Origin of the sequence: Psychrobacter sp. S1-30-MNA-CIBAN-0213 (genome assembly GCF_040309845.1) — a bacterium.
Lineage (GTDB): Bacteria > Pseudomonadota > Gammaproteobacteria > Pseudomonadales > Moraxellaceae > Psychrobacter.
This window is the reverse complement of record NZ_JBEOPE010000002.1, coordinates 87,776-112,203: the sequence shown is the minus strand read 5'-3', so window position 1 is coordinate 112,203 and position 24,428 is coordinate 87,776. Positions and strand designations below refer to the sequence as shown.

23 protein-coding genes are annotated in these 24,428 nt (G+C 43.2%); 7 read left to right on the top strand and 16 right to left on the bottom strand.

Annotated elements, in window-relative coordinates:
• Nucleotides 1-696 precede the first annotated feature (696 nt).
• From AAEY87_RS02320 to AAEY87_RS02300, 5 genes are all read left to right on the top strand, one after another.
• Complete coding sequence (locus AAEY87_RS02320) at nucleotides 697-2,079, top strand: type II toxin-antitoxin system HipA family toxin (RefSeq protein ID WP_350655782.1); 1,383 nt, start codon at nucleotides 697-699, stop codon at nucleotides 2,077-2,079.
• A 35-nt stretch (nucleotides 2,080-2,114) separates the two neighbouring features.
• Entirely contained in the window at nucleotides 2,115-2,465 is a 351-nt protein-coding gene (locus AAEY87_RS02315; protein WP_350655781.1) for a helix-turn-helix transcriptional regulator, read from the top strand.
• 81 nt (nucleotides 2,466-2,546) lie between these two features.
• Nucleotides 2,547-2,960 carry an alternative ribosome rescue aminoacyl-tRNA hydrolase ArfB gene (gene arfB / locus AAEY87_RS02310; RefSeq protein ID WP_350655780.1) on the top strand — a complete coding sequence of 138 codons (414 nt, stop codon included), beginning with the start codon at nucleotides 2,547-2,549 and terminating at the stop codon, nucleotides 2,958-2,960.
• 178 nt (nucleotides 2,961-3,138) lie between these two features.
• Nucleotides 3,139-3,843, top strand: a complete 705-nt coding sequence (locus tag AAEY87_RS02305; RefSeq protein WP_350655779.1) for a cupin domain-containing protein — start codon at nucleotides 3,139-3,141, stop codon at nucleotides 3,841-3,843.
• Between the two features lie 70 nt (nucleotides 3,844-3,913).
• Entirely contained in the window at nucleotides 3,914-5,074 is a 1,161-nt protein-coding gene (locus AAEY87_RS02300; RefSeq protein WP_350655778.1) for a flavin monoamine oxidase family protein, read from the top strand.
• A 62-nt stretch (nucleotides 5,075-5,136) separates the two neighbouring features.
• On the opposite strand, the gene AAEY87_RS02295 is transcribed toward AAEY87_RS02300, so the two are convergent.
• Both AAEY87_RS02295 and AAEY87_RS02290 read right to left on the bottom strand, forming a co-directional pair.
• Nucleotides 5,137-5,961 (bottom strand): enoyl-CoA hydratase, encoded by an 825-nt coding sequence (locus tag AAEY87_RS02295; RefSeq protein ID WP_350655776.1) that lies wholly within the window; start codon nucleotides 5,959-5,961, stop codon nucleotides 5,137-5,139.
• 254 nt (nucleotides 5,962-6,215) lie between these two features.
• Nucleotides 6,216-6,716: a lactoylglutathione lyase family protein gene (locus tag AAEY87_RS02290; RefSeq protein WP_055124259.1), complete on the bottom strand. Its 501-nt coding sequence runs from the start codon at nucleotides 6,714-6,716 to the stop codon at nucleotides 6,216-6,218.
• Between the two features lie 93 nt (nucleotides 6,717-6,809).
• Between AAEY87_RS02290 and AAEY87_RS02285 the strand changes: the two genes are divergently transcribed.
• Complete coding sequence (locus tag AAEY87_RS02285; RefSeq protein WP_350655775.1) at nucleotides 6,810-7,679, top strand: LysR family transcriptional regulator; 870 nt, start codon at nucleotides 6,810-6,812, stop codon at nucleotides 7,677-7,679.
• A gap of 380 nt (nucleotides 7,680-8,059) precedes the next feature.
• Here the strand turns inward: AAEY87_RS02285 and AAEY87_RS02280 are convergent, their stop codons facing one another.
• The 14 genes from AAEY87_RS02280 to AAEY87_RS02215 form a co-directional block, all read right to left on the bottom strand.
• Entirely contained in the window at nucleotides 8,060-9,424 is a 1,365-nt protein-coding gene (locus AAEY87_RS02280; protein WP_350655774.1) for an aromatic acid/H+ symport family MFS transporter, read from the bottom strand.
• Between the two features lie 479 nt (nucleotides 9,425-9,903).
• Nucleotides 9,904-11,199 carry a M20 family metallopeptidase gene (locus AAEY87_RS02275; RefSeq protein ID WP_350655773.1) on the bottom strand — a complete coding sequence of 432 codons (1,296 nt, stop codon included), beginning with the start codon at nucleotides 11,197-11,199 and terminating at the stop codon, nucleotides 9,904-9,906.
• Between the two features lie 91 nt (nucleotides 11,200-11,290).
• On the bottom strand, nucleotides 11,291-12,073 hold the full coding sequence (gene pcaD, locus AAEY87_RS02270) for a 3-oxoadipate enol-lactonase (protein ID WP_350655772.1): 783 nt from the start codon (nucleotides 12,071-12,073) through the stop codon (nucleotides 11,291-11,293).
• Nucleotides 12,074-12,160: 87 nt separating this feature from the next.
• Nucleotides 12,161-13,393: a 3-oxoadipyl-CoA thiolase gene (gene pcaF, locus AAEY87_RS02265; protein ID WP_350655771.1), complete on the bottom strand. Its 1,233-nt coding sequence runs from the start codon at nucleotides 13,391-13,393 to the stop codon at nucleotides 12,161-12,163.
• A gap of 50 nt (nucleotides 13,394-13,443) precedes the next feature.
• Nucleotides 13,444-14,103: a 3-oxoacid CoA-transferase subunit B gene (locus AAEY87_RS02260; protein WP_068326840.1), complete on the bottom strand. Its 660-nt coding sequence runs from the start codon at nucleotides 14,101-14,103 to the stop codon at nucleotides 13,444-13,446.
• Between the two features lie 26 nt (nucleotides 14,104-14,129).
• The gene (locus AAEY87_RS02255) at nucleotides 14,130-14,852 is read right to left on the bottom strand and encodes a 3-oxoacid CoA-transferase subunit A (RefSeq protein ID WP_350655770.1); all 723 of its coding nucleotides are present in this window, start codon (nucleotides 14,850-14,852) and stop codon (nucleotides 14,130-14,132) included.
• Between the two features lie 149 nt (nucleotides 14,853-15,001).
• A complete protein-coding gene (benE, locus tag AAEY87_RS02250) occupies nucleotides 15,002-16,195 on the bottom strand; it encodes a benzoate/H(+) symporter BenE (RefSeq protein ID WP_350655769.1) in 1,194 nt (397 codons plus the stop codon).
• Between the two features lie 217 nt (nucleotides 16,196-16,412).
• On the bottom strand, nucleotides 16,413-17,192 hold the full coding sequence (locus tag AAEY87_RS02245; protein WP_502945439.1) for a 1,6-dihydroxycyclohexa-2,4-diene-1-carboxylate dehydrogenase: 780 nt from the start codon (nucleotides 17,190-17,192) through the stop codon (nucleotides 16,413-16,415).
• A 218-nt stretch (nucleotides 17,193-17,410) separates the two neighbouring features.
• Entirely contained in the window at nucleotides 17,411-18,427 is a 1,017-nt protein-coding gene (gene benC, locus AAEY87_RS02240) for a benzoate 1,2-dioxygenase electron transfer component BenC (RefSeq protein WP_350655768.1), read from the bottom strand.
• Nucleotides 18,428-18,604: 177 nt separating this feature from the next.
• The gene (benB, locus tag AAEY87_RS02235) at nucleotides 18,605-19,102 is read right to left on the bottom strand and encodes a benzoate 1,2-dioxygenase small subunit (protein WP_068035068.1); all 498 of its coding nucleotides are present in this window, start codon (nucleotides 19,100-19,102) and stop codon (nucleotides 18,605-18,607) included.
• A 110-nt stretch (nucleotides 19,103-19,212) separates the two neighbouring features.
• Entirely contained in the window at nucleotides 19,213-20,592 is a 1,380-nt protein-coding gene (gene benA, locus AAEY87_RS02230; RefSeq protein ID WP_068035069.1) for a benzoate 1,2-dioxygenase large subunit, read from the bottom strand.
• A gap of 131 nt (nucleotides 20,593-20,723) precedes the next feature.
• Nucleotides 20,724-21,647 carry a catechol 1,2-dioxygenase gene (gene catA / locus AAEY87_RS02225; RefSeq protein WP_068326855.1) on the bottom strand — a complete coding sequence of 308 codons (924 nt, stop codon included), beginning with the start codon at nucleotides 21,645-21,647 and terminating at the stop codon, nucleotides 20,724-20,726.
• Nucleotides 21,648-21,772: 125 nt separating this feature from the next.
• Nucleotides 21,773-22,063, bottom strand: coding sequence for a muconolactone Delta-isomerase (catC, locus tag AAEY87_RS02220; RefSeq protein ID WP_068035072.1), 291 nt, complete (start codon nucleotides 22,061-22,063; stop codon nucleotides 21,773-21,775).
• A gap of 33 nt (nucleotides 22,064-22,096) precedes the next feature.
• Nucleotides 22,097-23,257: a muconate/chloromuconate family cycloisomerase gene (locus AAEY87_RS02215; protein ID WP_350655767.1), complete on the bottom strand. Its 1,161-nt coding sequence runs from the start codon at nucleotides 23,255-23,257 to the stop codon at nucleotides 22,097-22,099.
• Nucleotides 23,258-23,503: 246 nt separating this feature from the next.
• Here AAEY87_RS02215 and AAEY87_RS02210 point away from each other — a divergent pair, with 246 nt between their 5' ends.
• Nucleotides 23,504-24,421: a LysR family transcriptional regulator gene (locus tag AAEY87_RS02210; RefSeq protein WP_068035076.1), complete on the top strand. Its 918-nt coding sequence runs from the start codon at nucleotides 23,504-23,506 to the stop codon at nucleotides 24,419-24,421.
• Nucleotides 24,422-24,428: the final 7 nt, after the last annotated feature.

The following is a 24,428-nucleotide window of genomic DNA, read 5'->3' as shown; positions in this document are numbered from 1 at the left end:
TGTGATGTTGACTGATATTAATGAGCATAAAACTCAAAGAGCATGGTAAATTTTTAAGTATGGTTATGTAGGGCACTTTACCATAATACGCTCTCGATATAAGCTCTCGAATAAAATGCTTTGGCTACACTTATCTGAGAAAGTAGAGTGTGGTTTTGATATTTCAATTGAATACTAATTTTCAATCTATAATTTAGCAAACTCAGTTCGACACACTTTGAACATAAGTCTAACTTTACCACATTTTTTGCATTCCACCTGCTATCATAATCGAGTATTTGAATTATCGTATGAAGTAAAATTTTATTTTGAGTGAAATACTATTTTAGGAGCGTTACTTGGAAATTATAGGAGTTATTTTATTCATCATCGGTGTCCTCATCTCTTTTATCTATGGGATTAAGCTGATTATTATTGCCTTTCAAGAATCCATACTCTGGGGTCTGTTATATTTGTTTCTTCCATTTGCCAACTTATATTTTATTATTACGCGCTGGGAAAAATGCAGAGATTCCGTTTTTAAAATACTGATGTCAATTCCGTTTTTATTGATAGGCGCTATGCTTGGTTCAATGCAATAATGAGTAATATATTACTCATTAAACCTATATATTAGTATTAGTGAGTAATATAGTTATCATAAAATGCCAATATATCCTATAATGAGTAATATACTATTCATAATAAGTTAGAAAAATGGCTAATTTAGCACTGACTATTCAAGCGTTTCTCAACGGACATTGGCAAGATATTGCCAAACTAGAATTCAATGACGCCAAGAAAGTTACAGAGCTAATCTATCTTGATGGTTCTAAAAGCTCTGAGCCTAGTGATAACTACAGTCTTGAACACTTCTTAGCAGACAATCACTACGCTATCTCTATCAATTATCCTGTTGAATTATTTGGCACGACGATTACCGATCACTGGTTGCCTCTCTTAGATGACATGATGCCTGCTGGCGCAAGCCGTAAGTACTGGCTACAGCGCCTTGATCTTGCGCGTCTACCAAAAGCAGAACAGGACTATGAGCTGTTAAGGCGCGCGACTATTGCTCCTATAGGTCATCTACGTATTAAAGAAGCCGTACCAAATCGAGAACAAGATCAAGCGCGTCTATTTACACTTGCAGATATAACAGACCGTGATGTCAATTTTTTGGAGTATGCAAGTGAGCAAGGTGCAATGGCAGGCGGTGCTACTGGTGCGGGCGGTGAGGCTCCTAAATTGCTGTTGCGCTGGCATGACGACAATGCGATTTGGATTGATAATCAGCAGTTAGCGAATAACGATGATAAATATTACTTGGTAAAGTATCCTCGCGGTCAGCGTACCAGCCTTGATTGTGACATATTGCGGGCCGAGTATTACTATTACCACGAGCTAAAAGACATGGGGTTCGATACTATCAATGTCGAGGATATGAGGCTGATCGAGGGTGATAGATATCCTTCACTTTGGCTACCTCGTTTCGATATCAAGACTGATAAAGCGCTAGAATATACTAAGCGCTTTGCTATGGAGTCTGTTTATAGCATGCTTAAAAAAGGGTCAGGGACGCTGTTGTATCATGATGCGGTTATACGTGAGCTGATCACCCTTATCGAGCACTCAAATATGGTAGAAAACGACTTTGTCTTTGATAGGCAAGCCTTTGTCATTGAGTGGGTACAGCGTGACTTATTGAATATAGCGTTTGGCAATTCGGACAATCATGGACGTAATCATGCCTTTATGCGTGATGAACATCGAATTTGGTTAACGCCTATTTATGATTTTGCTCCGATGAGAGCAGACCCCGAAGGTATACCACGCACCATAAAATGGAAAACGCGGGACAGACTAGCGTCTCAAAAGCTAGAGTCAGGAGGTCGCTATCGTTTTGACTTAATCGCTGAGCAATTGGCTGATTTGGTGCCACCTGAGGTGTTAATAAGCGAGCTTAAAGCGACAGCAAGGCAGCTTTTGACATTGAAATCTCGCTTGGCAGAAAGAGGGGTTCCTGAGCGCATCTTGACCTTCCCAGCTATTGGCTTTGATTCATTGCCTATAAAGCTAAAAGAGTGGCAACTGCTATAGTCAATTCCATATAAAAAGGATAAGAGGGCAGTATTGTGAATGATGATATGTTAATAAATAACGATGAGAAAATGTTCATCAATAAAAACTATAAACAACGGGCTTCGAAAAACGCTTTAAGGCTTGATAGCACCACACGCAAAGCACTCAAAAATGAGGTTGTTGGGCAGTTGCAAGCTGATAAGCTAACTCAAGGTGAGGCATTGAAGGTACTACGTGTGCAAGTGTTAGGTCTTAAGCAAGAGCAGTTTGCAAGGCTGGTAAAAGTATCTCGTAAAACCTTATCTGATATCGAAAACGATAATGGCAACTATAGTGTGGATTTGCTCAATCAAGTGTTCCGTCCTTTTGGATTGCAAGTGGGCTTAGTAGAGATAAAGAGATAGGCATTTATAAATCCTTAACCACGCCCCATATAGAAGAGAACCATTTAAAAGCCAATTATTTAAAAGAAATAAAAGACAACTATGATTTTTATCAGTAATACCATTAGCCTAAGCGATAGTGAGGTAGAGATTAGCGCCATCCGCGCGCAAGGGGCAGGCGGGCAAAACGTCAATAAAGTCTCCTCTGCTATCCATCTACGCTTCGATATCAACGCCTCAAGTCTGAGTGACGTACAAAAGCAGCGTCTATTAGACAGCAAAGACAGCCGTATCACTAAAGAGGAGATATTCATCCTCAAAGCTCAGCAATTTCGCACCCAAGAGCGCAATAAGATTGACGCTTTTGAACGTCTTAAAGATTTTATCTTACAATCTACCCAAGTCGCCAAAGCTCGCAGAGTTACTAAACCGAGCAGAAATGCTAAGCGCAAACGTGTCGATCAAAAGACACAGCGCGGCAAAACCAAGGCATTGCGCGGTAAGGTTGATTATTAAGCTGGCTATTATAGTTAGTACTGAATAAAAAAGTTACAACGACCAAACGTGCTACTGGTATAAATTTTCCTTGCTTGCTGTGCCTGCGCAGACAGATGCTGCGAAAAATATACCCCAGTAGCACGGTAGTTATTTTAAAATGGATTGACTATATCAAACCAAATTTGGACAATATCCCATGCTAATTAATGCAGATTTTTCACGTCGTGCCGAATTACTCGCTGAAGAGCATCAATGGATTAAATCACCGCAGAATGGTGTCGAGCGCGTCATGCTTGATCGCGTGGGTTTCGAGAAAGCGAGGGCGACTAGCCTTGTGCGCTATGCGCCTAACTCGCATTTTCCGCATCATCAGCATCCGGGTGGCGAGGAGATTTTGGTATTGTCGGGTACTTTTTCTGCTGATGATAAGCATTATCCAGCTGGCTGGTATTTACGCAACCCGCCAGCATCAGGCCATAAGCCTTATAGCGATGAAGGTGCGGTTATCTTTGTTAAGCTGCGACAGATGTCACCGTCCGAAGAGCGTCATGTCGCTATCGATACGCACGATAGCGCCAACTGGCAACGAGTCGGCAACCGTGAGGTTTGTGCTTTATTCTCGGATGATAGCGAACAGGTGAGCTTACAGCGTCTAAATGCAAGTGACACGTTGTTCACAGAAGATCTTACGACTCAAACAGTGGCAGGCGGTGCAGAGCTGTTAGTAGTAGAAGGCACTCTGATAGAAGGCGATCAAACCTATAAACAAGGTAGCTGGCTACGCTGGCCCGTAGGTGCGCAGCCACAAATAAAAGCAGGCGAGGAAGGCGCTACCGTCTACCTTAAGACGGGACATCTTGCGCACGTCATTGGCGCGGATGTTGAAGGTTTAGACGTTTAATGAGCTAAAGAATGTTATCCATAATTTAAGATGTTAAGCGCTTTCAATAAATAATGAAAAGAAAAATCCTATGCAAAAAGTAGATATGACAAGTGTACCCGTAGCAATTATTGGTGGTGGTTTAAGCGGTCTATATGCTGCTTATTTATTAGAGCAAAAAGGCATTGATTATATATTGCTAGAAGCGCGTGATAGTTTGGGCGGTCGCATTCTCGCTAGTAATTTTTCAAAAGATTCAGCCTTAGAGCAACCAATTTCACAATATCTTGGCTCTGATAATGCACAAGAGGTAGATAGCTTTGATTTAGGACCTTCTTGGTTTTGGCCTGATTATCAGCCGCAGTTGGGCGATCTGGTCAATGAATTGCAGCTAGAGACTTTTGCACAGTTTGAAGAGGGCGATATGATGGTTGAGCGCGCTCCTAACGAGCCTGCTGTGCGTATGCAAGGCTATAAAAGCTCACCACCTTCAATGCGTTTAGTTGGTGGTATGGCAGCATTGATTAATGCTTTATATCGTCGTCTTGATTCCTCACGTGTTTTTAATAGTCAGATTGTAAGTCGCCTGCATAGAACAGATGAGCACACAGAGATAACCAGCGAAGACACGTCTGGGCAATTCACGACTTGGCGAGCGCAGCATGTATTACTGGCGCTACCGCCAAGGTTGGTGGAAGACAGCATAACGTTTGAGCCGGCTTTACCATCCGATATGATAACTCAATGGCGCAACACAGCGACTTGGATGGCGCCTCATGCCAAATACTTTGCAGTTTACGATACGCCTTTTTGGCGCAAGCAAGGTCTCTCAGGAGCCGCGAGTAGCTCGCAAGGGCCAATGGTTGAGATTCATGATGCCTCTAGCATGGGTGGCAATGGTGCGTTGTTTGGCTTTATAGGAGTACCTGCCTCCGTACGCCAAAGCGTCTCTGACGAAGTGTTAAAAGCACATTGCCGTGCGCAATTGGTACGTCTATTTGGCGAGCAGGCAGACACGCCCAAAGCTGAGTATCTGAAAGACTGGTCACAAGATAAATTCACCGCAACGACTGCCGACGCAAGTAGTAATGGTCAGCATGCGGTGGCACCTGTTTCTAAGGCAATATCAGGTGTATGGAGTGATTGCCTAACGGGGATAGGCAGTGAATGGTCGCCACAGTTTTCTGGTTATATTGCTGGTGCTATTGAAGCGGCAAGCCTTGCGGTAAAAAGCTTGCCTGAAAATATGTAGTTTTTTAATTTAATTAATAGTATTGTTTTTAAGTAGTGTTTTTCTAAATAGCTACGTAGCTATTAACGTCCCGTCCATACCGCATGGCGCTTTTCGATAAAGGCGTCAATGCCTTCGCTCACATCGTCTGCCATCATATTACAGGTCATCACTTTACCAGCATATTCATAAGCATCGGCTAAGTCCATGTCCAATTGTTTGTAGAACATATCCTTGCCCGTTTTGACGGCGACAGAGGATTTGGCGGTAATGGCATCGATTAAAGATTGCAGCGTTGCATCCAACTGATCCGCTGGCGCGACACGATTAATCAGTCCTTGCTTCACCGCCATATTTGCATCGATAAACTCGCCCGTGATAAGCATCTCAAAGGCTTGCTTGCGAGATAGGTTGCGGCTGACTGCAACGGCAGGCGTAGAACAAAACAGCCCGACATTTATCCCAGAAGTCGCAAACTTAGCGTCATCAGAGGCCACTGCTAAGTCGCAGGCTGCGACCAATTGACAGCCAGCGGCGGTAGCGATGCCTTGTACTTTGGCAATCACAACTTGCGGCATTTGATTGATGGTTAGCATCATCTGACTACATTGTTTGAATAATGCGCTATGGAACGCCTCGTCTGAGTTTGCGCGCATCTCTTTTAAGTTATGACCTGCGCAAAATGCTTTACCATTCGCCGCAATAACGACCAAGCGAATACTGCTATCTTGGGCGATGCTGTCCAGCTCTGCTTGCATGGCGGATAACATATCTACTGATAGAGCGTTGAATTGTTTAGGACGATTTAAAGTGAGGGTAACGACTTCGCTTGAATCTTTACTGTCTTCTCTGATAACTAACGGCTCGTTAGTGTCTGTAGTAGGGGCGTCTGTATTTATAGTATTCATTTATCATCCTTGATAATTAGTATATAAACGTAAGGAAAGATCCAAAAAAGCATTTGAATAATACTCTAAATAGTAGCATGACTTATAAGTTATACAATAGAGCGCTGTTATTGAAATTGTACACATAAAAATAGCGCACTTGTAATATGAGTGCGCTATTGGTTTCTTCATTAAGAATAAGTGGAAATGTAGAGATAAGTTCGATTTTTTTAACTTTTATCATAAATCGTTGTTCTATTCACAAGCGCTACAATCTAATATGCGCCTTCGCTATAAATCAGCTCATAGCTATGGCTGTATATTTCAACGATATTGCCGAACGGGTCTTCCATATAAATCATACGGTAAGGTTTTTCGCCAGGGTAGTAATAACGTGGTTTTTCCATACGCTTTTTCCCGCCAGCCGCGACGATACGTTCAGCGAGTTCTTCAACATTTGGATCTTGAACACAGAAGTGAAAAATACCTGTTTTCCAGTATTCAAAGTTGTTTTCAGGATTTTCTTGATTTTTGAATTCAAAGATTTCAACACCGATACGGTCACCAGTAGAGAGATGAGCGATACGGAAACTACCCCAACCTGAGCCAAAGACTTCAGTACACATCTCACCAATAGGGCTGTTATCTTCAACGATTTCGGTCGGCTCCATGATGGTGTACCAACCCATCACTTCAGTATAGAATTTTACTGCTGCTTCTAAGTCAGGAACGGAAAGACCAATGTGCGAAAAGCTTCTTGGATAAACGTTATTCATAATTCGTACTCCTGTTTTGATATGGGAGTAGTTTACAAAGTTAAGTCTATTACGTAAAATTATCATCTATTATAAAGTTAAGTATGTATTGTAATGATAAATATCACGTGGCTACGTACATTCTGTACCCTTTTTGAAGTGGGGCATTTTACTCGCACTGCCGAGCGCCTACATATGACTCAGTCAGGTGTGAGTCAACACATACGCAAGCTTGAAAGTCAGTTAGATGTTGACTTACTCATCCGTCAAGGTAAACAGTTTTCATTGACGGATGCAGGCGAGGAGCTGTATAGGGAAGCGGGTGATATCTTGCAGCGCTTAGCAAATCTAGAACAGCGTATCGGTGAGGATCCCGCTTATGCAGGGCTAGTGCGACTCATGTCTCCTGGCAGCGTGGGCTTAAAGTTGTATCCGCAGCTTTTGACCTTACAACAGCAGTATCCGCAACTAGTGATTGATTATCGCTTTGCGCCAAATTCTGATATAGAGCGGGCGCTTGTAAAGCATGAGATTGATATTGGATTTATGACTGATATCTCAGATGATGAGGGAATAAGTTGCCAGTCAATAGCTCAAGAAGCGTTAATACTGGTGACGCCTGCGACTACTAATGAACCAAGCTGGGAGACACTCATAGCGCTTGGGTTTATCGATCATCCTGACGGTGCCCATCATGCCAGTATGCTGCTGAGCGCCAATTATAGCGAGTTCCAACATATCAATGACTTTAAGAAAAAGGGCTTTTCTAATCAAATTGGCTTGATTTTAGAGCCTGTCAGTAGGGGGCTAGGCTTTACCGTATTACCAGCACACGCGGTTGCAGCGTACGCAAACCCTGAGCTTATTAGCAGTCATCGTTTGCCAACGCCAGTGAGTGAAACGCTATATCTTGCCGTACGGCGGCAGCAAGCCCTACCTAATAGAGTGCACACTGTCATTAACGAGGTAAAAAATTGGTTGTAAGCGCTTAGCAAGATTTTATAAAATAGCTGTTTTGTAAAGTAATTGTCTCATAGTCAGTCCTAAATAAAAGAAGTACAAAAGTTATAATGCGCTACTGAGATGATTTTTCCTTGCTTGCTGTGCCTACGCAGACAGAGGCTGCGCAAAATTTATCTCAGTAGCGCTATATTTATTTTATAGTGGATCGAATATATAAAGTAACCAGTTTCGAAAAGGATTTGAAGTTACACACTTAAAAATTGCACATACAAAAATAGCGCATTCATAATATGAGAGCGCTATTTTTATTTATCAACCTGTTAATCAATATCAATCTATTAAACAATGCCAGCCTGTTAATCAATACCAGCCAAATCACTATTTAACCGCTATAACGGCTATTAAGTTGATACTGGTGCATCTAAAGTCACTGGTGCTACATTACTTTTTTTACCATCAACTGCGGCGCTTAGGTTCACTAAGAAGATAGCGACGGCGGCGATAATACCAGGTATGGCGATAAACAAGAAGTTCGTTTGGTGGCTTAGCTCAAGCGTGAGTAGCGCCCCAGTCAAGATAGGACCTACGATAGCACCAATGCGGCCAATACCCGATGCCCAGCCCATAGCGGTGGTACGTACAGCAGTCGGATAATACTGAGCGACAAAGGTATAGAGCAGTATCTGTGAGCCAATAGTAGTAGCGCCTGCAATCGCGATAAGGGTATAGAGCACCACTTGCGGGCTGTTGTAGCCAAGTAATATCAGTGCAGCAGCTCCAGCGACAAACATAATCGTTAATACCGGCTTTAGATGGAATCTATCAGCGAGCACACCGCCACCAATAGCGCCGATCATCCCGCCAATATTGAGTGCGAATAAGAACAGCATACTAGCGCCTAGTGAGTAACCTGCTTGAATCATAAGCTTCGGCAACCAGCTGGCGAGAGCATATACCATCAACAAGCACATAAAGAAGGCGACCCAAAACATAATAGTAGTAAAGCCACGATTTTTTAGGAATAACGCTTTAATAGGAGCGTCATCGCCTTTGGTTGGCTCATCTAATATTAAGGTAGTGGAGGCGGTAACTGTCTCTTGTGGTGCAAGTCTGCGGACGATTTTTTTGGCATCGTCATGTCTTTTTTCTTTGACTAAATACATCAAAGACTCAGGCAGCATTTTCCAGATGATAGGTAATAGCAAGGTAGGAATACCTGCGATATAAAACATAATCTCCCAGCCAAAATCCACTACCAAAAACGAACCCAATAGTGCAGATGCCATTCCGCCTATCGCGTAACCACTAAACATAATGGCGACTAGAGTACTACGCATACGTTTTGGGGCGTATTCAGAGGTCAGCGCCACACAAATGGGCATCACGCCGCCGATACCAAGACCAGCAATAAAGCGTAAAGCAGCAAACTGCATTGGACCATTAGCAAAAGCGCCAAAAAAAGTAAAGCTACTAAATAGGGCGACGCAAATCATGATGGTCTTTTTTCTGCCGATCTTGTCAGACAAAGTACCAAAGATCATGGCACCAAACATCATGCCAAAAAGTGCTGCGCTAGCAAGAAAGCCTGCTTGTACCGCGGTCAATGACCACTCTTCCATGAGTAACGGTAGCGCCACGCCATAAATGATGAGATCATAACCATCAAAGATAATAATCAGTAGACACCAAAACAGCACCTTCCAATGAAAGGGCGCAAATTTGGCTTCATCAATAACTTTATTGATATTCAGGGTTGGTGATTCCATTCGTGTTTCTCCATGGGTAATATCCTTATAAGTATCTAACAAGTTATTGTTTTCTGATGATCAAGTCAAAAACTATCTAAGTATAAAGATATACCTATAAAGTATGGGTTTTGATTTTATAGAGTATGAAAAAGTATAAGTGCGTGTAGATAACTTAAGTAAAACCAGTGGAGGTTTTCTAAAATGATATCTAAATAACTCGTAAGGCTATGAATATCCATGATATTTATTTTTTTGAAGAAAGTTATGTGCTTATTAATAATAGATATTATTTCTTAAAAGACGGATAAAAAAACAGCTCATATATCTTTTAAATATATGAGCTGTTTTGATTTTTATCAAAATATGTCGGCTATAAAATACTAATTAACAGCGAAAATTGTGGAGCATTTATCTTTAAGTATTTATTTCTAAACACTTATCTTTAAGTACGAATTTAAGCCATTACTTATACCAACAGGTACCGTTCGCTTAGAGAGTTATTTTTTCATAGCTAAATAATCTATTGCTAGCTGGCTAAGCGCTTTAGTACCCACCTTAAATGATGCTTCGTCTACAGAGAAGTAGGGAGAGTGGTTATAGGGTGCCTTACTTGCGTCTTGCCCTACGGGTGTACCGCCTAAAAAGAAAAATAAACTAGGTACTTCTTGGGCATAAAACGAGAAATCTTCAGATGCCGTTAGCTTAGGCACCTCAAGTACATTGTCTTTACCTGCTACGTTCTTAAGCGTCGGTAACATTTGCGCGGTGAGCGATGGGTTGTTAATCGTAACTGGATAACCTTTATTAATTTTGACGTCAGCTTTCGCACCTGATGCCATTGCTATATGAGTCGCTGTCGTCTTTATATTACTAAAAATTTGGTCGCGATTATTCATATCAAAGTTACGGATAGTGCCAATCATATTGACACTATCTGGAATAATGTTATCGCGTACACCGCCGTCTATTTTACCAAAGGAGACAATGGCAGGCTCTTTAGTGATATCAATTTGACGGCTCACTATATGATTAACTCCGGTAACAATTTGCGCCGCAGCTGAGATAGGATCGACCCCATTCCAAGGTGCTGAGCCATGAGTTTGCTTACCGTTTACTGTTATGTCAAAGGTATCAGCACTAGCCATAATAGGGCCGCTTCGGTAGCCAATTTGACCACTATTTAAGCTCGACATAACATGTAGCCCAAACGCAACCTCGGGCTTATACTTTCTAAAGATGCCTTGCTTAAGCATGAGCTCTGCACCGCCTTCTTCACCTTCAGGGGCACCTTCTTCGGCAGGCTGAAATACGAACATAATATTACCGTGCAATTCATTTTTAACAGCGGCTAATACTTCTGCCGTGCCCATTAGCATAGCAACATGAGTATCGTGTCCGCAGGCATGCATGACACCAACGTCTTCACCCATGTACTTAGTGACAATGGTTGATTTAAAAGGTACATCTGCTTTTTCGGTAACGGGTAATGCATCCATGTCTGCGCGTAGCATCACCGTAGGCCCGGGTTTAGCACCCTTCAAAAAACCAACAACACCTGTATGCGCTATATCAGTTTCGACCTGCATACCTAGTGATTTTAGATGCTTGGCAACAATAGCGGCAGTACGAGTTTCTCTATTGCTTAATTCCGGATGTTTGTGAATATCCCGACGCCATTCAATCACCTTTTTTTCAACACTTTTCACTTCTTTATCGATGTTGATGTTGGCATGAGCACTAAAGGTGCTACAGGCAACAATACCGACAACTAATGATAATAATGATCGTTTCATACCTTCGTCCTTGTTTGATGTTTCGTCCTTGTTATTACTTTCCTATTCTCACATCTCACGTTTCATATGAGAGTTTTAGTGACCAATAGAGCTATTGAATATTTAAATATTGTCGCACGAGTTTATTGAATGCTTCAGGCTGTTCAATATTCGAGATATGCGAGGCATCGATAGTAGCGAGCTTAGCGTTGGGGATATGATCGACCATATATTGACCATCTGCAACCGTCGTCACTGGATCCTCGATACCTGCCACCACTGTGACGGGTACGCGAATATCTTTTAATTGCTCGCGAGTGTCAGCAGTAGCCAATGCCTCGCAGCAGCTGGCATAACCCTCGCTACTGCCAGCCGCGAGAGCACTGGACAATGCCGCGACTACATCAGGATAATCATTGATAAAACCCGCTGTGAACCAACGCGGAGCAGCGGTGGCCGCGATAGGAGCTAGACCTTGCTCACGTACCAATTGCGCGCGATCTCTCCATGCCGCCTCATTACCAATCTTCGCGGCGGTATTGCATAGCATCAAGTGATGAAAACGGTCAGGGTGATGGATAGCTAACCATTGACCCGTCATGCCGCCCATAGAGATGCCACAAAAAAACGCTTTATCGATACTTAGATGATTGAGCAAATCAATCACATCTTGCCCAAGCTGATCCAAACGATAAGGACCTGTTGGTGCGGAGGATTTACCATGACCACGGGTGTCGTAGCAGACAATAAAGTATTCAGTTTGCAAGACATCGATTTGCGGCTGCCACATATGGTAGCTGGTACCCAAAGAGTTGGAGAATAGTAGAGCAGGGTTGCTGCTATCGCCAAAAGTGGCATAGTTTAGCGTTACGTCTTTATTTTCAAATACAGGCATGATGAACGTCCTTATTTGTGATTATCATTTGAGTAAGGTATTGGTTTTTGCCTATTAATGAGGGCATTTATTTTTTTGAGCTATCAATCAATTCTCAATACGCTCAATAATCATCGCGATACCTTGTCCAACGCCAATACACATTGAGCAGATAGCATAACGCTTACCTGTTTTTTCCAGTTGATTGAGGGCAGTTAAAATCAAACGTGCACCTGATGCGCCGAGTGGATGACCAAGGGCAATCGCACCGCCATTAGGGTTGACGCGCTCGCTATCATCAGCTAACCCTAAGTCACGCGTACAAGCTAGAGCTTGCGCGGCAAAGGCTTCGTTTAATTCAATGACATCCATCTCATCAAGCGTTAGTCCCGTATGCTCAAGCAATTTTTTCATCGCTGGTGCTGGGGCGAAACCCATAATACGCGGTTCAACGCCTACCGTAGTTGAGGCCACAATACGTGCACGCGGCTTTAGGTTAAATTCTTTAACCGCTTGCTCTGACGCCACTAGGAAGGCTGCTGCGCCATCATTAATCCCAGAGGCGTTACCAGCTGTTACCGTGCCATCTGCGGTGACGATAGTACGCAGTTTGGTCAACTTCTCAAGGGTGGTGTCAGCACGAGGATGTTCATCGGTATCGACGGTGACAGGCTCGCCTTTACGCTGCGGGATGACGACAGGGGTCATCTCGTCTTTAAAGAATCCTGACGCTTGCGCCGCTGCGGTACGTTGTTGGCTACGTAGCGCAAATGCATCTTGGTCAGCTCGATTGACATTGAATTGCTCTGCGACATTTTCGGCAGTTTGCGGCATGGTCTCTGTGCCATATAGCTCATCAAGCTTTGGATTGATAAAGCGCCAACCCATAGTGGTATCTTCCAGCTTTTGACTACGACCAAACGCCTGATCCGATTTGCCCATCACAAATGGCGCACGGCTCATGCTCTCAACACCACCTGCGATAATTAAATTGGCTTCACCAGCTTTAATCGCACGAGCAGCTATCGCTAACGCATCCATTGACGAGCCGCACAAGCGGTTAACAGTGGTTGCAGGCACTTGATAAGGTAGGCCAGCTAGCAATGATGACATGCGACCGACGTTGCGATTATCTTCACCGCTTTGGTTGGCACAGCCGTAGATGACGTCATCTACTTTTACCCAATCGACATTAGCATTACGTTCCATTAACGCCTTGATAGGGATAGCACCTAAGTCGTCTGCACGTACTGGTGCTAGACTGCCGCCGTAGCGACCAAAAGGAGTGCGAATGGCATCAATAATATAAGCGTTATTTAAACGAGTGATTGAATCAGTCATGGCGATTATCCTGAGTTTTGATTATCTTAAATTCTGATTAAGAGGGTTTTTTATTTAGTAGCGTCAATTAACGTTGCGCCAGTCAATGCTTGCAAGTCCGCAAAGCTCATGCCATCGACCATTTCAGTGACGGCTAAGCCTTTATCAGTGACATCGATGACACATAGATCAGTATAAATTCGATCAACGCAGTTTTTGCCAGTCACAGGGTAGGTAAGCTCGCTGACGATTTTAGGGTCGCCAGTCTTAGTCGTGTGATTGGTCATGACAAAGACTTTTTTGGCACCGACGGCTAAGTCCATAGCGCCGCCAACAGCAGGTATTGCATCCTCTGCACCGGTACTCCAGTTGGCTAAGTCGCCATTGGCAGCCACTTGAAATGCGCCCAATACGCAAATATCGATATGACCACCGCGCATCATCGCAAAAGAGTCGCCATGATGAAAAAAGCTACCGCCATCGAGCATGGTGACGTACTCTTTTCCAGCATTAATCAGCTCGGGATCCTCCTCGCCTTTAACAGGTGGTGGTCCAAAAGCGAGTAAGCCGTTTTCTGAATGCAAAAATACATCTTTATCATTCGGTAAGTATTGGGCAATTTTGGTCGGTAGTCCGATGCCTAAATTGACATAGGCACCATCTGGAATATCTTGTGCAGCGCGCTCGGCGATTTGATCGCGGGTCAAAACAGTGTAGGAAGTATGGCTCATGATGACGCTCCTTATAATTGGCAGTATTAAGCGGTGGCTTTAGTTGCTGTACTAGAAAGTTCAGCGCTAGCAGATTCATTATTAGGAGGCTGGATTTGCACCACATGCTGCACAAAAATACCCGGTGTAATAACGTGCTCAGGATCAAGCTCGCCAAGATCCACCGTTTCAGAGACTTGAGCGATAGTCACGTCAGCTGCCATTGCCATGATAGGACCAAAGTTACGGGCAGACTTGCGGTACACCAAGTTGCCCCAGCGATCGCCTCTAGAAGCTTTGATTAAAGCAAAATCAGCCTTGATCGGATATTCAAGAACATAGTCTTTACCATCGATTTCTCGAGTCTCTTTACCTTCTGCGAGTAAAGTACCAAAGCCTGTTGGCGTATATACTGCACCGAGTCCCATACCTGCTGCTTGAATACGGCAAGCCAAATTACCTTGTGGTACTAGCTCCAGCTCAATCTTGCCAGCATGATAAAGCTCATCAAATACCCAAGAGTCCGATTGACGCGGGAAAGAGCAAATGATTTTACGCACAGCACCCGTTTTTAAGAGCTTGGCAAGGCCATGGTCGCCGTTACCAGCATTATTATTAATGATGACCAAATCCTTTACGCCCAAATTAATCAGCCCATCAATGAGTTCAGCTGGTTGCCCTGCGGTACCGAAGCCACCAATCATGATGGTGGCTCCGTCTTTAATTTGGCTGAGTACGTCAGTTATACTTTTATCCGCTTTATTAATCATATTCATATCCTATGAAAAGTAATATTAGAGATCGTTTCTGCTGTGATATTTATTAGTGCTTTAATGGTTGAAATGCTTTAGAAATTGAAATAGTTTAGATTGCTTGTGGGTAATTGTTTTAAACCATAAAGACTTTACAATCAGGCTTATTAGGCAAATGACAATAAACGTTTTTTGTTTAATACATAATGAGCAATCATGCCGATAAGAATACCCCAGAATACAGAACTAAGACCTAAAAAGCTCATGCCGGATGCTGTCGCCAAAAAGGTAATTAATGCGGCATCTCTTTGTTCATCGTTTTTCATAGCAATGGTGATATTGGCAGAAATAGCACCGATAAGTGCGAGTCCAGCTAAGGCGGCGACCAATTCCTTTGGTAGTAAGCTGAACACCATCACAATACTACCAGCAAACAAGCCACCTAATAGATAAAAAATACCATTGGCTACACCTGCGATATAGCGCTTTTCCTTCAGCTCGTGCGCATCTTTGCCCGTACATAGGGCAGCGGTGATGGCTGCTAGCACAATGGTAATACCACCAACACATGCGACTACTAATGAGGCGAGGCTTGCGACACTGACAATAGGCTTGGCTGGCGTGTCGTAACCACTGAGATTTAAGATAGCCATACCGGGTAAAAATTGTCCGGTTAAGCTGACAAGGATAAGAGGGATAGCAAGGTTAAAGGTGGCGTTCCATGACCATTCAGGCCAAATAATTGTAGGTATGGTGATGGCTAAATTCATGTCGACAGGGTTCATCTTGCCGAAGATAACACTTAAAATGACCCCGCAGAACAGTACCCAAATCATGGTATAACGCGGTGAAAAGCGTTTGGCTAATAAGTAGCAACCAAGCATGCTAAAGACGATAAATGGCATGGTATCAGTTGCAACAAATAACTCTAAGCCAAATTGAAACAAAATGCCAGCCATCATGCCAGCAGCAATGCCGTTCGGAATCCATTGTAGAATCTTGTCAAATGAGCCGGTTGCACCAACCAAAAATATCACAATCGCTGAAATAATATAAGCGGATATCGCCTCATTAATACTCATCTCTGGAAACACGGTCACCAGTAGAGCCGTACCGGGTGCTGACCAAGCGGTAATGATAGGGGTTTTATATTTAATAGATAGGAAGATGCCAGATACGGCCGCGCCAATTGAGACGCCCCAAATCCAAGAGGCCATCATCGCATCTGAAACTTGCGCCGCTTGTGCTGCCTGAAAAAAGATAATCAAAGGCCCAGCATAAGAGATAAGGACGGCTAGAAACCCTGCAACGGACGCGGAGAGCGACCAGTCTTCTTTCAAAGTTTGAATTACAGTTGCCATATTGCTTCCTTGCAAATCAGCACTAGTCAGATAACATAGTCTGTTCAAAAAAAAGAGATACGTTTACTGCTGGTATAAATTTTCCTCGCTTGCTGTGCGCTTTGCCAGACAGAGGCTTCGTAAAATTCATCCCAGCAGCTTTTTGCTCTTCTTAAATTTAATTAACTATAGTAGCTTAAATGCTGTGTTGCCTAACTTAAAAGCTCAATTGATATGGTTAGCCTTCGTCACCGCCGCCCACAGGAATGGTACTCCCAGTGATATATGACGATTCATCTGATGCTAAAAATGCAATGGCATTGACTTGCTCATCTATCGTACCGTAGCGTTTCATAAAGGTGCGGTCAATGGTTTGATCTACGACTGCATTCATCCATAATTTTTCATCATCAGTTAAAGGCTTTGCATTACGTGGAATCTTTCTAGGCGGAGCTTCAGTGCCACCAGTCGCTACTGCATTTACTCGGATACCATCGTTTGAGTACTCAAAAGCGAGCGATGCGGTCATGGCATTGACGCCGCCTTTCGCTGTCGAGTAGGGTATGCGGTTGATACCGCGTGTGGCGATAGAAGATACATTGACGATAGTACCAGACTGCTGCTCAATCATCGTTGGTAATACCGCATGGCAACACCACAATGTCGGAAATAATGAGCGACTGACTTCTTTATTAATCTCTTCTTCTGAGAAATTGACAAAAGGCTTCATCCATATCGCGCCGCCAACATTATTGACCAGCACATCAATACGCTCATAAGTATCAAGCGCTTTATTAATAGCCTCTTGTGCACCTTGATAGGTCTCAAGATCAGCTTGGATAGTCGTCGCGTGCCCGCCATTTGCAATGATTTCTGCTAACACATCTTCTACCAAAGGTGAGAAATCTGCCATCACTATCTTGCCGCCTTCACTTGCTAAGCGTAATGCGACCCCGCGACCGATACCTTGTGCGGCACCAGTTACGATACATACTTTATTATCAAAGCGCTTACTCATTGCTATTCCTTAAAAACGAAACTGTATTTCTAGAGCATATCTGTATGTATTTAATTCAAATTAAATATACTAATTAGCAGGTGTTACTGGTAAAAATTTTCTTGCTTGCTGTGCCTACGCAGACAGAGGCTGCAAAAATTTGTTGCCAGTAACGCTTTGTCAGTTTCAATACGAATTGGCAGTACTATCAATTTCTACTAGTATTGGCTAACAATCTACTACTGCTCACTAGGTGTAAACTTTTCATAATAAAAATTGCTAGGTTTTAGGCTGCTTGTATCTAACCAGTTACTAACGGCATCGACCATTGCTAAAGGGCCACACAGATAAACATCAACATCACCATTATTTAACCAATCAGCTTCGACATGGCTGGTCACATAGCCTTTGCGCTCGTGGCCACTTTCCTCGCTTGCTACACAGGTATAATAGTCAAACCATGCGTGGTTTTTCTTCACCTCTTCCAGCTTTTCAATCTCTATCAAATCAGCGTCATTAGTAACACCGTAGACCATCTTGACAGGATGATGAGCACCCGATACTTCTAAACTTTTTAGCATCGATAAGAAAGGTGCGATACCTGTACCACCAGCCAAAAACAATGTGGGGCGTACAACAGGGCGTAAATAAAAACTACCAAATGGCCCTTCAAAATCAATATCTTGACCTATCTGCGCAATATCGGATAAAAAGGTGCTCATTTTGCCATTAGGAATATTACGGACGACGAATTCGGCCTGCTTAGCACTAGGAATAGAGCTAAACGAGTAGGAGCGTGTCTCATCAGAATCAGGAATGCTGATATTGACATACTGTCCCGGCAAAAATACTAGCGCATCTGGATTGTCGACTTCGACGCCAAAGTGAATGGTAGACTCCGACAGCACATTTAACTGTTGTAGCTTGCCTTTGAACACAGACTTGCCAACTTTGCAGGCCTCAGAAGAGGTCGGTACTTTGATAACGCAGTCGCTTTCAGGAATCATCTGACAGGTCAAAACGTAGCCTTCTTTGGCCTCAGCTTCAGTCAGCGCTTCTTCGATATACATGTCAGGGTGCATATCGTAGCTGCCTGACTCACAATGACAGCGGCAAGTACCGCAAGCACCATCGAGACAGTCAACAGGAATGTTATATTTTTGGCGATAGGCTGCTTCGGCGACGGTTTCGTCTGCTTCACATTTGATGAATCCTGTGACACCGTCTTCGAACTGTAGAGCAATGTTATATTCCATGAGAAATATCCCTTTTCAACATATGGTTACTAACTAATCTAGCTGTATTTTTAATAGGCTCATTGATAACGGCTGATTCATAAAAGCTGGTTGATAACGGCTGCGCTATCAATGAGTTAGTATCAGAAATTTAACTGTGCATATTGGCTGTTACGCATAACTAGAAACACGCAGAATTTAGACGTGATATACATCCATAATTTGATGCACATAATCATCTTTTAACACGACATATTTATCCAAAATCTTTGGGCTGTCTTGAGTCATGTCTATTTTGTACTTGGAGAATCCCCAATAAGTATTGGTCTCCTGATAACGATAGGATTTATTAATCCAGTTAAAGCGGACGCTAATGATACCGTCGTTATCTTCAAGCAACTCAATATTAGATAAATTGTGCGTGGTACGGGTATCAGGAATGGTCGCAGAAGAACGTTCAGTCTCGACACGGAAAATGCGGTCTTCAAGGCCACGACGATCAGGGTAATAGATAAGTGAGATTTCTCGTTGCGGGTCGCTGATCAGCTCGCCATCATCATCCCAGCTGGGCATCCAAAACGGACAGTCTTCGTCATAACAAGCCAACCATTCTTCCCATCTTTTTTCATCAAGCAGTCGTGCTTCACGGTACAGAAACTGCCGTACATCTTCGATGTTAACCGTTGCATTTTTCATTAGAAATATCCTTTTATATTTGTTAGTCCTGCAATAACCAGCAAGTGAGGGGCTTCAGTATTTAGGGGCAATATTTAAATCGAATAATTCCCCTAAATACTTAGCTAATATTAGCCTGCGCCATGTAGTTGCTGCTCTTGCTCTAGGGCTTTTTTCATCTCTTCATGCCAGTAGCGATGCTGTACGGTGTACAAGCCTTCATCTTCGGTCTTGACCCCACTTAATAACGGTTTAAGGTCAATGGCTTTTGCACCTTCGTCAGCGCCTTCTATCCAATGCTCAGAACCGCGGCACATATCGTTCCATTCAAGCTTGATACCGTTATAACCTTGCTGGCACGAGCGAAATTCTTCTAAGTCATCTGGCGTTGCCATGCCGGTCACGTTAAAGAAGTCTTCATACTGGCGGATACGGCGAGTACGTGCTTCATCGCTTTCGCCCTTCGGAGCGATACACCAGATGGTGACTTCGGTTTTATCAACGGCTAGGGGACGTAACATGCGAATCTGTGAGCTGAATTGATCCATGATATAGACGTTTGGATAGAGGCATAAGTTGCGCGAGCGTCCAATCATCCAGTCGGCCATTGCTTCACCATATTGGGCAACATAATCATCGCGATAGGCAAAGTTAGGACGATCTTGCGGATTTTCCCATTGGGTCCACAGCAGTAGGTGACCATTTTCAAAGGAATAGAATCCGCCACCTTGACGACCCCATTTACCAGCGTTCATGGCTTTAATATTGTCTTCTTTCACGGCTTCTTGCTCTTTACGGCGTGCCGTCGTAGCAGCATAGTTCCAATGTACGGCTGAGACATGGTAGCCATCAGCGCCATTTTCAGCTTGCAGCTTCCAGTTACCATCAAAGGTATAGGTTGAGGTGCCACGTAATACTTCTAGGCCTTCTGGTGATTGGTTGACAATCATGTCAAGGATTTTGGTTGAGCCACCAAGCCAGTCTTCAATTGGTTCGACATCATCATTAAGGCTAGCAAATAAGAAGCCTTTATAATTGGCAAGTTTGACTTGCTTTAAGTCATGCGAGCCATCTTTATTAAAGGCGTCAGGATAACCAGCACCGCGTGGGTCTTTAACTTTAAGCAGCTTACCTGAGTTGTTATAAGTCCAACCATGGAAGGGGCAAGTATAAGTGGCTTTGTTGCCTTTTTTATGACGGCACAACTGGGCGCCGCGATGAGAACAGGCATTAATCATACAATGCAGCTCACCTTCTTTATTACGGGCAACGATGACCGGCTGACGGCCGATGTATGTTGTATAGTAGTCGTTGTTATCAGGGATTTGAGTCTCATGAGCCAGATAAACCCAGTTGCCTTCAAAGATATGCTTCATCTCAAGCTCAAACAGCTCTTCGTTGGTAAAGGCACTGCGATGTAGGCGATAAATCCCTTTTTCTGCATTCTCTTCTAAAAAATCGTCAATGGCGATATCTGATCCTTCAGGTACTAGATTAATGCGCTCGCTCATGGCTGTCTTCCTTGTGAATAACGGTGTTAAACGATGTTAGGGTATGACGCTTGATACGACAACTGAGTGCATATCAAGCGAAAATCTATAATATTTAGTGGTTGCTAACAGTAGCTAGCGATACTCAATAATTAAGCTTGAGCACGGCGACGTTCAACTTCACTGCCTTGTACTGGCTTATCAATGTCTTTCACTAAATGAAAGTCAAAATCGATACTGGCATACGGCGCGTCCAGCCCTTTTTCTTGTAGCTTGTCAGCATCTTCAACCATCGTCACTTCTGGTACCAAGCCTTCACGGCTAGCAAAGGCAAAGTCATCCCACAGATACTCATCACCATCGATGTTAATCTGCGTGGTCAATTTGCGATGACCGTCAGCACTCGCGAAGAAGTGAATGTGAGCTGGGCGATGACCATGACGTCCTAGCGCGCCCAATATTTTTTGGGTCATACCTTCTGGCGGCACTGAGTAACCTAATGGGACGATACTGCGAAAAGCATAATGGCCGTTTTCATCAGTGATAATGCTACGACGTAAGTTAAAGTGCGACTGCGACTCATCAAAGAAAGAGTAATTGCCTAAGCTATTGGCATGCCATACTTCAACCTTGGCATTTGGCAATGGCTTGTCATCTTCGCCATAAACGGTCCCTTGCATGAATAGCACGGTGCCATTGTCAAGATCAGTGCCATCATCTAGACGCGCAAAGCCTTTTTCTTCTGGCGCACCAGCGACATAGAGTGGACCTTCGATGGTACGTACAGTGCCACCGTCAAGACCAGCTGCTTTTAAGTCTTCTTCAATCATTAAATCCATAAAGTGATCAAAACCTAGACCCGGTGATAGTAGACCGGCTTCTTTGCCTAGATCGCCGATATATTCAACCCCCGCCCAATATTCATCTGCGCTGATTTTTAAATCATTAATGGTTTGCATCAGGTCGGTCACGATGCGTAGGACAATTTCTTGTACGCGTGGATTGACTTGATCTGGAAAGTCAATCTTGCCTTTGATGAACTGGTTGGCTAGCGCTTCAATTTGAGTACGTTCCATGTCTCTCTCCTAGTTGAGGAATTATTTAGATAACTATGTAGATAATTAAGATGGTATCAAGCAACCTTGCTCAATATGTTGGTACATTTAAAAAGTAGTCTTACGAGTTTAGATATTATTACTTCTTAACTATCATCACTACGCACAGAAGAGGGATGACGCAACAATGGCGTGACCTCAACCTTCATATACGGATAAAGGGGTAGCGACATCATGATATCGTGTAGCTCTTCGTTGCTGTCCACATCAAAGATACTAAAGTTGGAATACTCTCCAGCCAAACGCCAAATATGACGCCATTTGCCTTGCTCTTGTAGCTTTTGCGAGAGGGCTTTTTCAGTGGCTTTTAGTTCGTTAACCTTATCAGCATCCATATCTGTGGGTATTAAAACATCCATTCTCACGTGATATAACATTGCTATTTCCTTATTAATTGTTAGGGGCTGTATTTAAGATTCAGCAGTATATTTCTTTGACTCTGAAAGCTTGGGTAAGGCGATGCCACCCTGTTCAGCATAGTGATAAACCTTGTCTTTATCTACTTCGATACCAAGTCCAGGGCCTGTCGGAACAGTTAAGCCAAAGTTTTGATAATCCAGTGGCTGCGCTAGCACATCATCCGTCAGTAAGAGTGGGCCAAAGAGTTCTGTATCAAAATTTAAGCTAGGATAAGTCGAAAACACATGCGCCGATGCAGCGGTACCGATAGGACCTTCTAACATCGTACCACCATACAGCTCAATACCGGCTAGATGTGCCATTTGACCGATAAGACAAGCTGCTTTGAGTCCGCCTGCTTGATTGATCTTTACGGCAAAGACATCAGCACAATGATTGGCTGCTAAATGAAAAGCGTTCTGTGGATCATGGACAATTTCATCTGCCATAATAGCCACATCAAAGCGCTCTTTTAAACGTTTTAAACCCGCTTGATTGCGCATAGAGATAGGTTGTTCTATCAAATCAACACCGCCTGCTTGCAGTAGGCTAATACCTTGCATCGCGTCAAGCTCCGTCCATGCCTGATTGACATCGACGGTAATACGGCAATTAGGTAGGGCTTTCTTAATAGCCAATACATGCGCAACATCATCAAGGATAGCATTACTACCGATTTTTAATTTAAAGATGCGGTGTTTCTTTTGCTCGACCATTTGCTTGGCCTCGCTGATATCAGTTGCGGTATTACCACTGGCCAATGTCCAAGCCACTTCAATGCGATCACGTACACGTCCACCGATGAGCTCACTAACCGGTAGGTTTAGGCGTTTGCCTTCAATGTCGAGTAGGGCGGTTTCAATGGCACATTTTGCAAAGCGGTTGCCACTGATGTGCAGGCTGAGCAGCTGCATGGCTTTTGCCGTGCTCGCTGGCTGCTCTTTTAACAGAAGGGGAGTAAAGTAGGTATCGATATTAGTCTTGATACTGTGAGGGCTTTCTTCAGCGTAGCTTAGACCACCGATAGTGGTTGCTTCGCCCCAGCCTTCATAGCCATCTTCTGTTTGAATATGCACTAAGACTAATACTTGCTCTCTCATGACCGTACAAGCGAGCTTATGCTCTCGAATAGTCGGTATCGGTACTAGCAAGGTGTTAATTGAGCGAATCATAGTTGTCCTTAACATAAGCGTTATCTTTAATTTATCAGTCGTACTTCCTTATGCTTAATAAGAACTATAGATGCTAAATAAAGCCATGTCTAAGACCTATTTAGTTCATTTTTAATACCTTTTAGGTATTTTGTTGTTTAACCTTTATCATGTTATGTTCCTATAGGTATAAAGCTCATCCTCTATCATTAACTTCTAAAATGTTTATTTGAAACATATTTGTCGCCCAATCAAGGAAGAGAAAAAATGGAACTTAGGCATTTACGCTACTTTGTGGCGGTAGCAGAAGAAAAAAGTTTCAATAAGGCAGCCCAACGTTTATTTATTTCACAACCTCCACTTAGTCGGCAGATAAAACAATTGGAAGAAGAGATAGGAGTGACGCTCATTGATAGAGAAAATCGACCTTTGAAGCTTACTGAAGCGGGGGAGTTTTTTTACGATCATGCTATTCAAATATTGACGAAAGCAGACAACCTGCGTGCTATGACGATGCGTAAAGGCAATTTTGATAGCTCATTATCTATAGGCTTTGTATCATCAATACTATATGGCATATTACCAAAAGTGATTGCACGCTTTCGCGAGATTTACCCAAATATAAATATTAAGTTATATGAGCTGAATTCTTGGCAGCAAACACAAGCGCTGACAGATGGCAAAATAGATGTGGGTTTTGGTCGGCTTTTATTTGAAGATGCCTCTATTAGGCGGTTGTTACTAAGAGAAGAAAGCTTGGTCGTCGCCGTTCCTTCTGGCCATCGTTTGGCGCAAGAAAGACAAGCTAGCGTTCGCCTAATGGATTTAACAAACGAAAATTTATTGCTATATCCAACCGCGCCGCGTCCTAGTTTTATTGATTATGTGCTGGAGTTGTTTGAAGCGCGTAATTTAAAGGCGAATTATTTCACCGAAGTCCGTGAGTTACATATCGCTTTAGGTCTAGTAGCGGCAGGAGAAGGGCTGACGATCGTACCAAAGACGCTTGAGCATCTGCGTAGTCAGGAGGTAACTTATATTCCATTTGAAGATGGGCTGTTAACCTCACCGATTGTGATGAGTGTGAGGCACTTTGATAAATCAGAGCTACTAAAAACCTTATTAGCAGTGACTTACCAAATCTATGATGCTGAAGGCTTCAATTATAAACGTGAAGAGATATAAGAGTTAA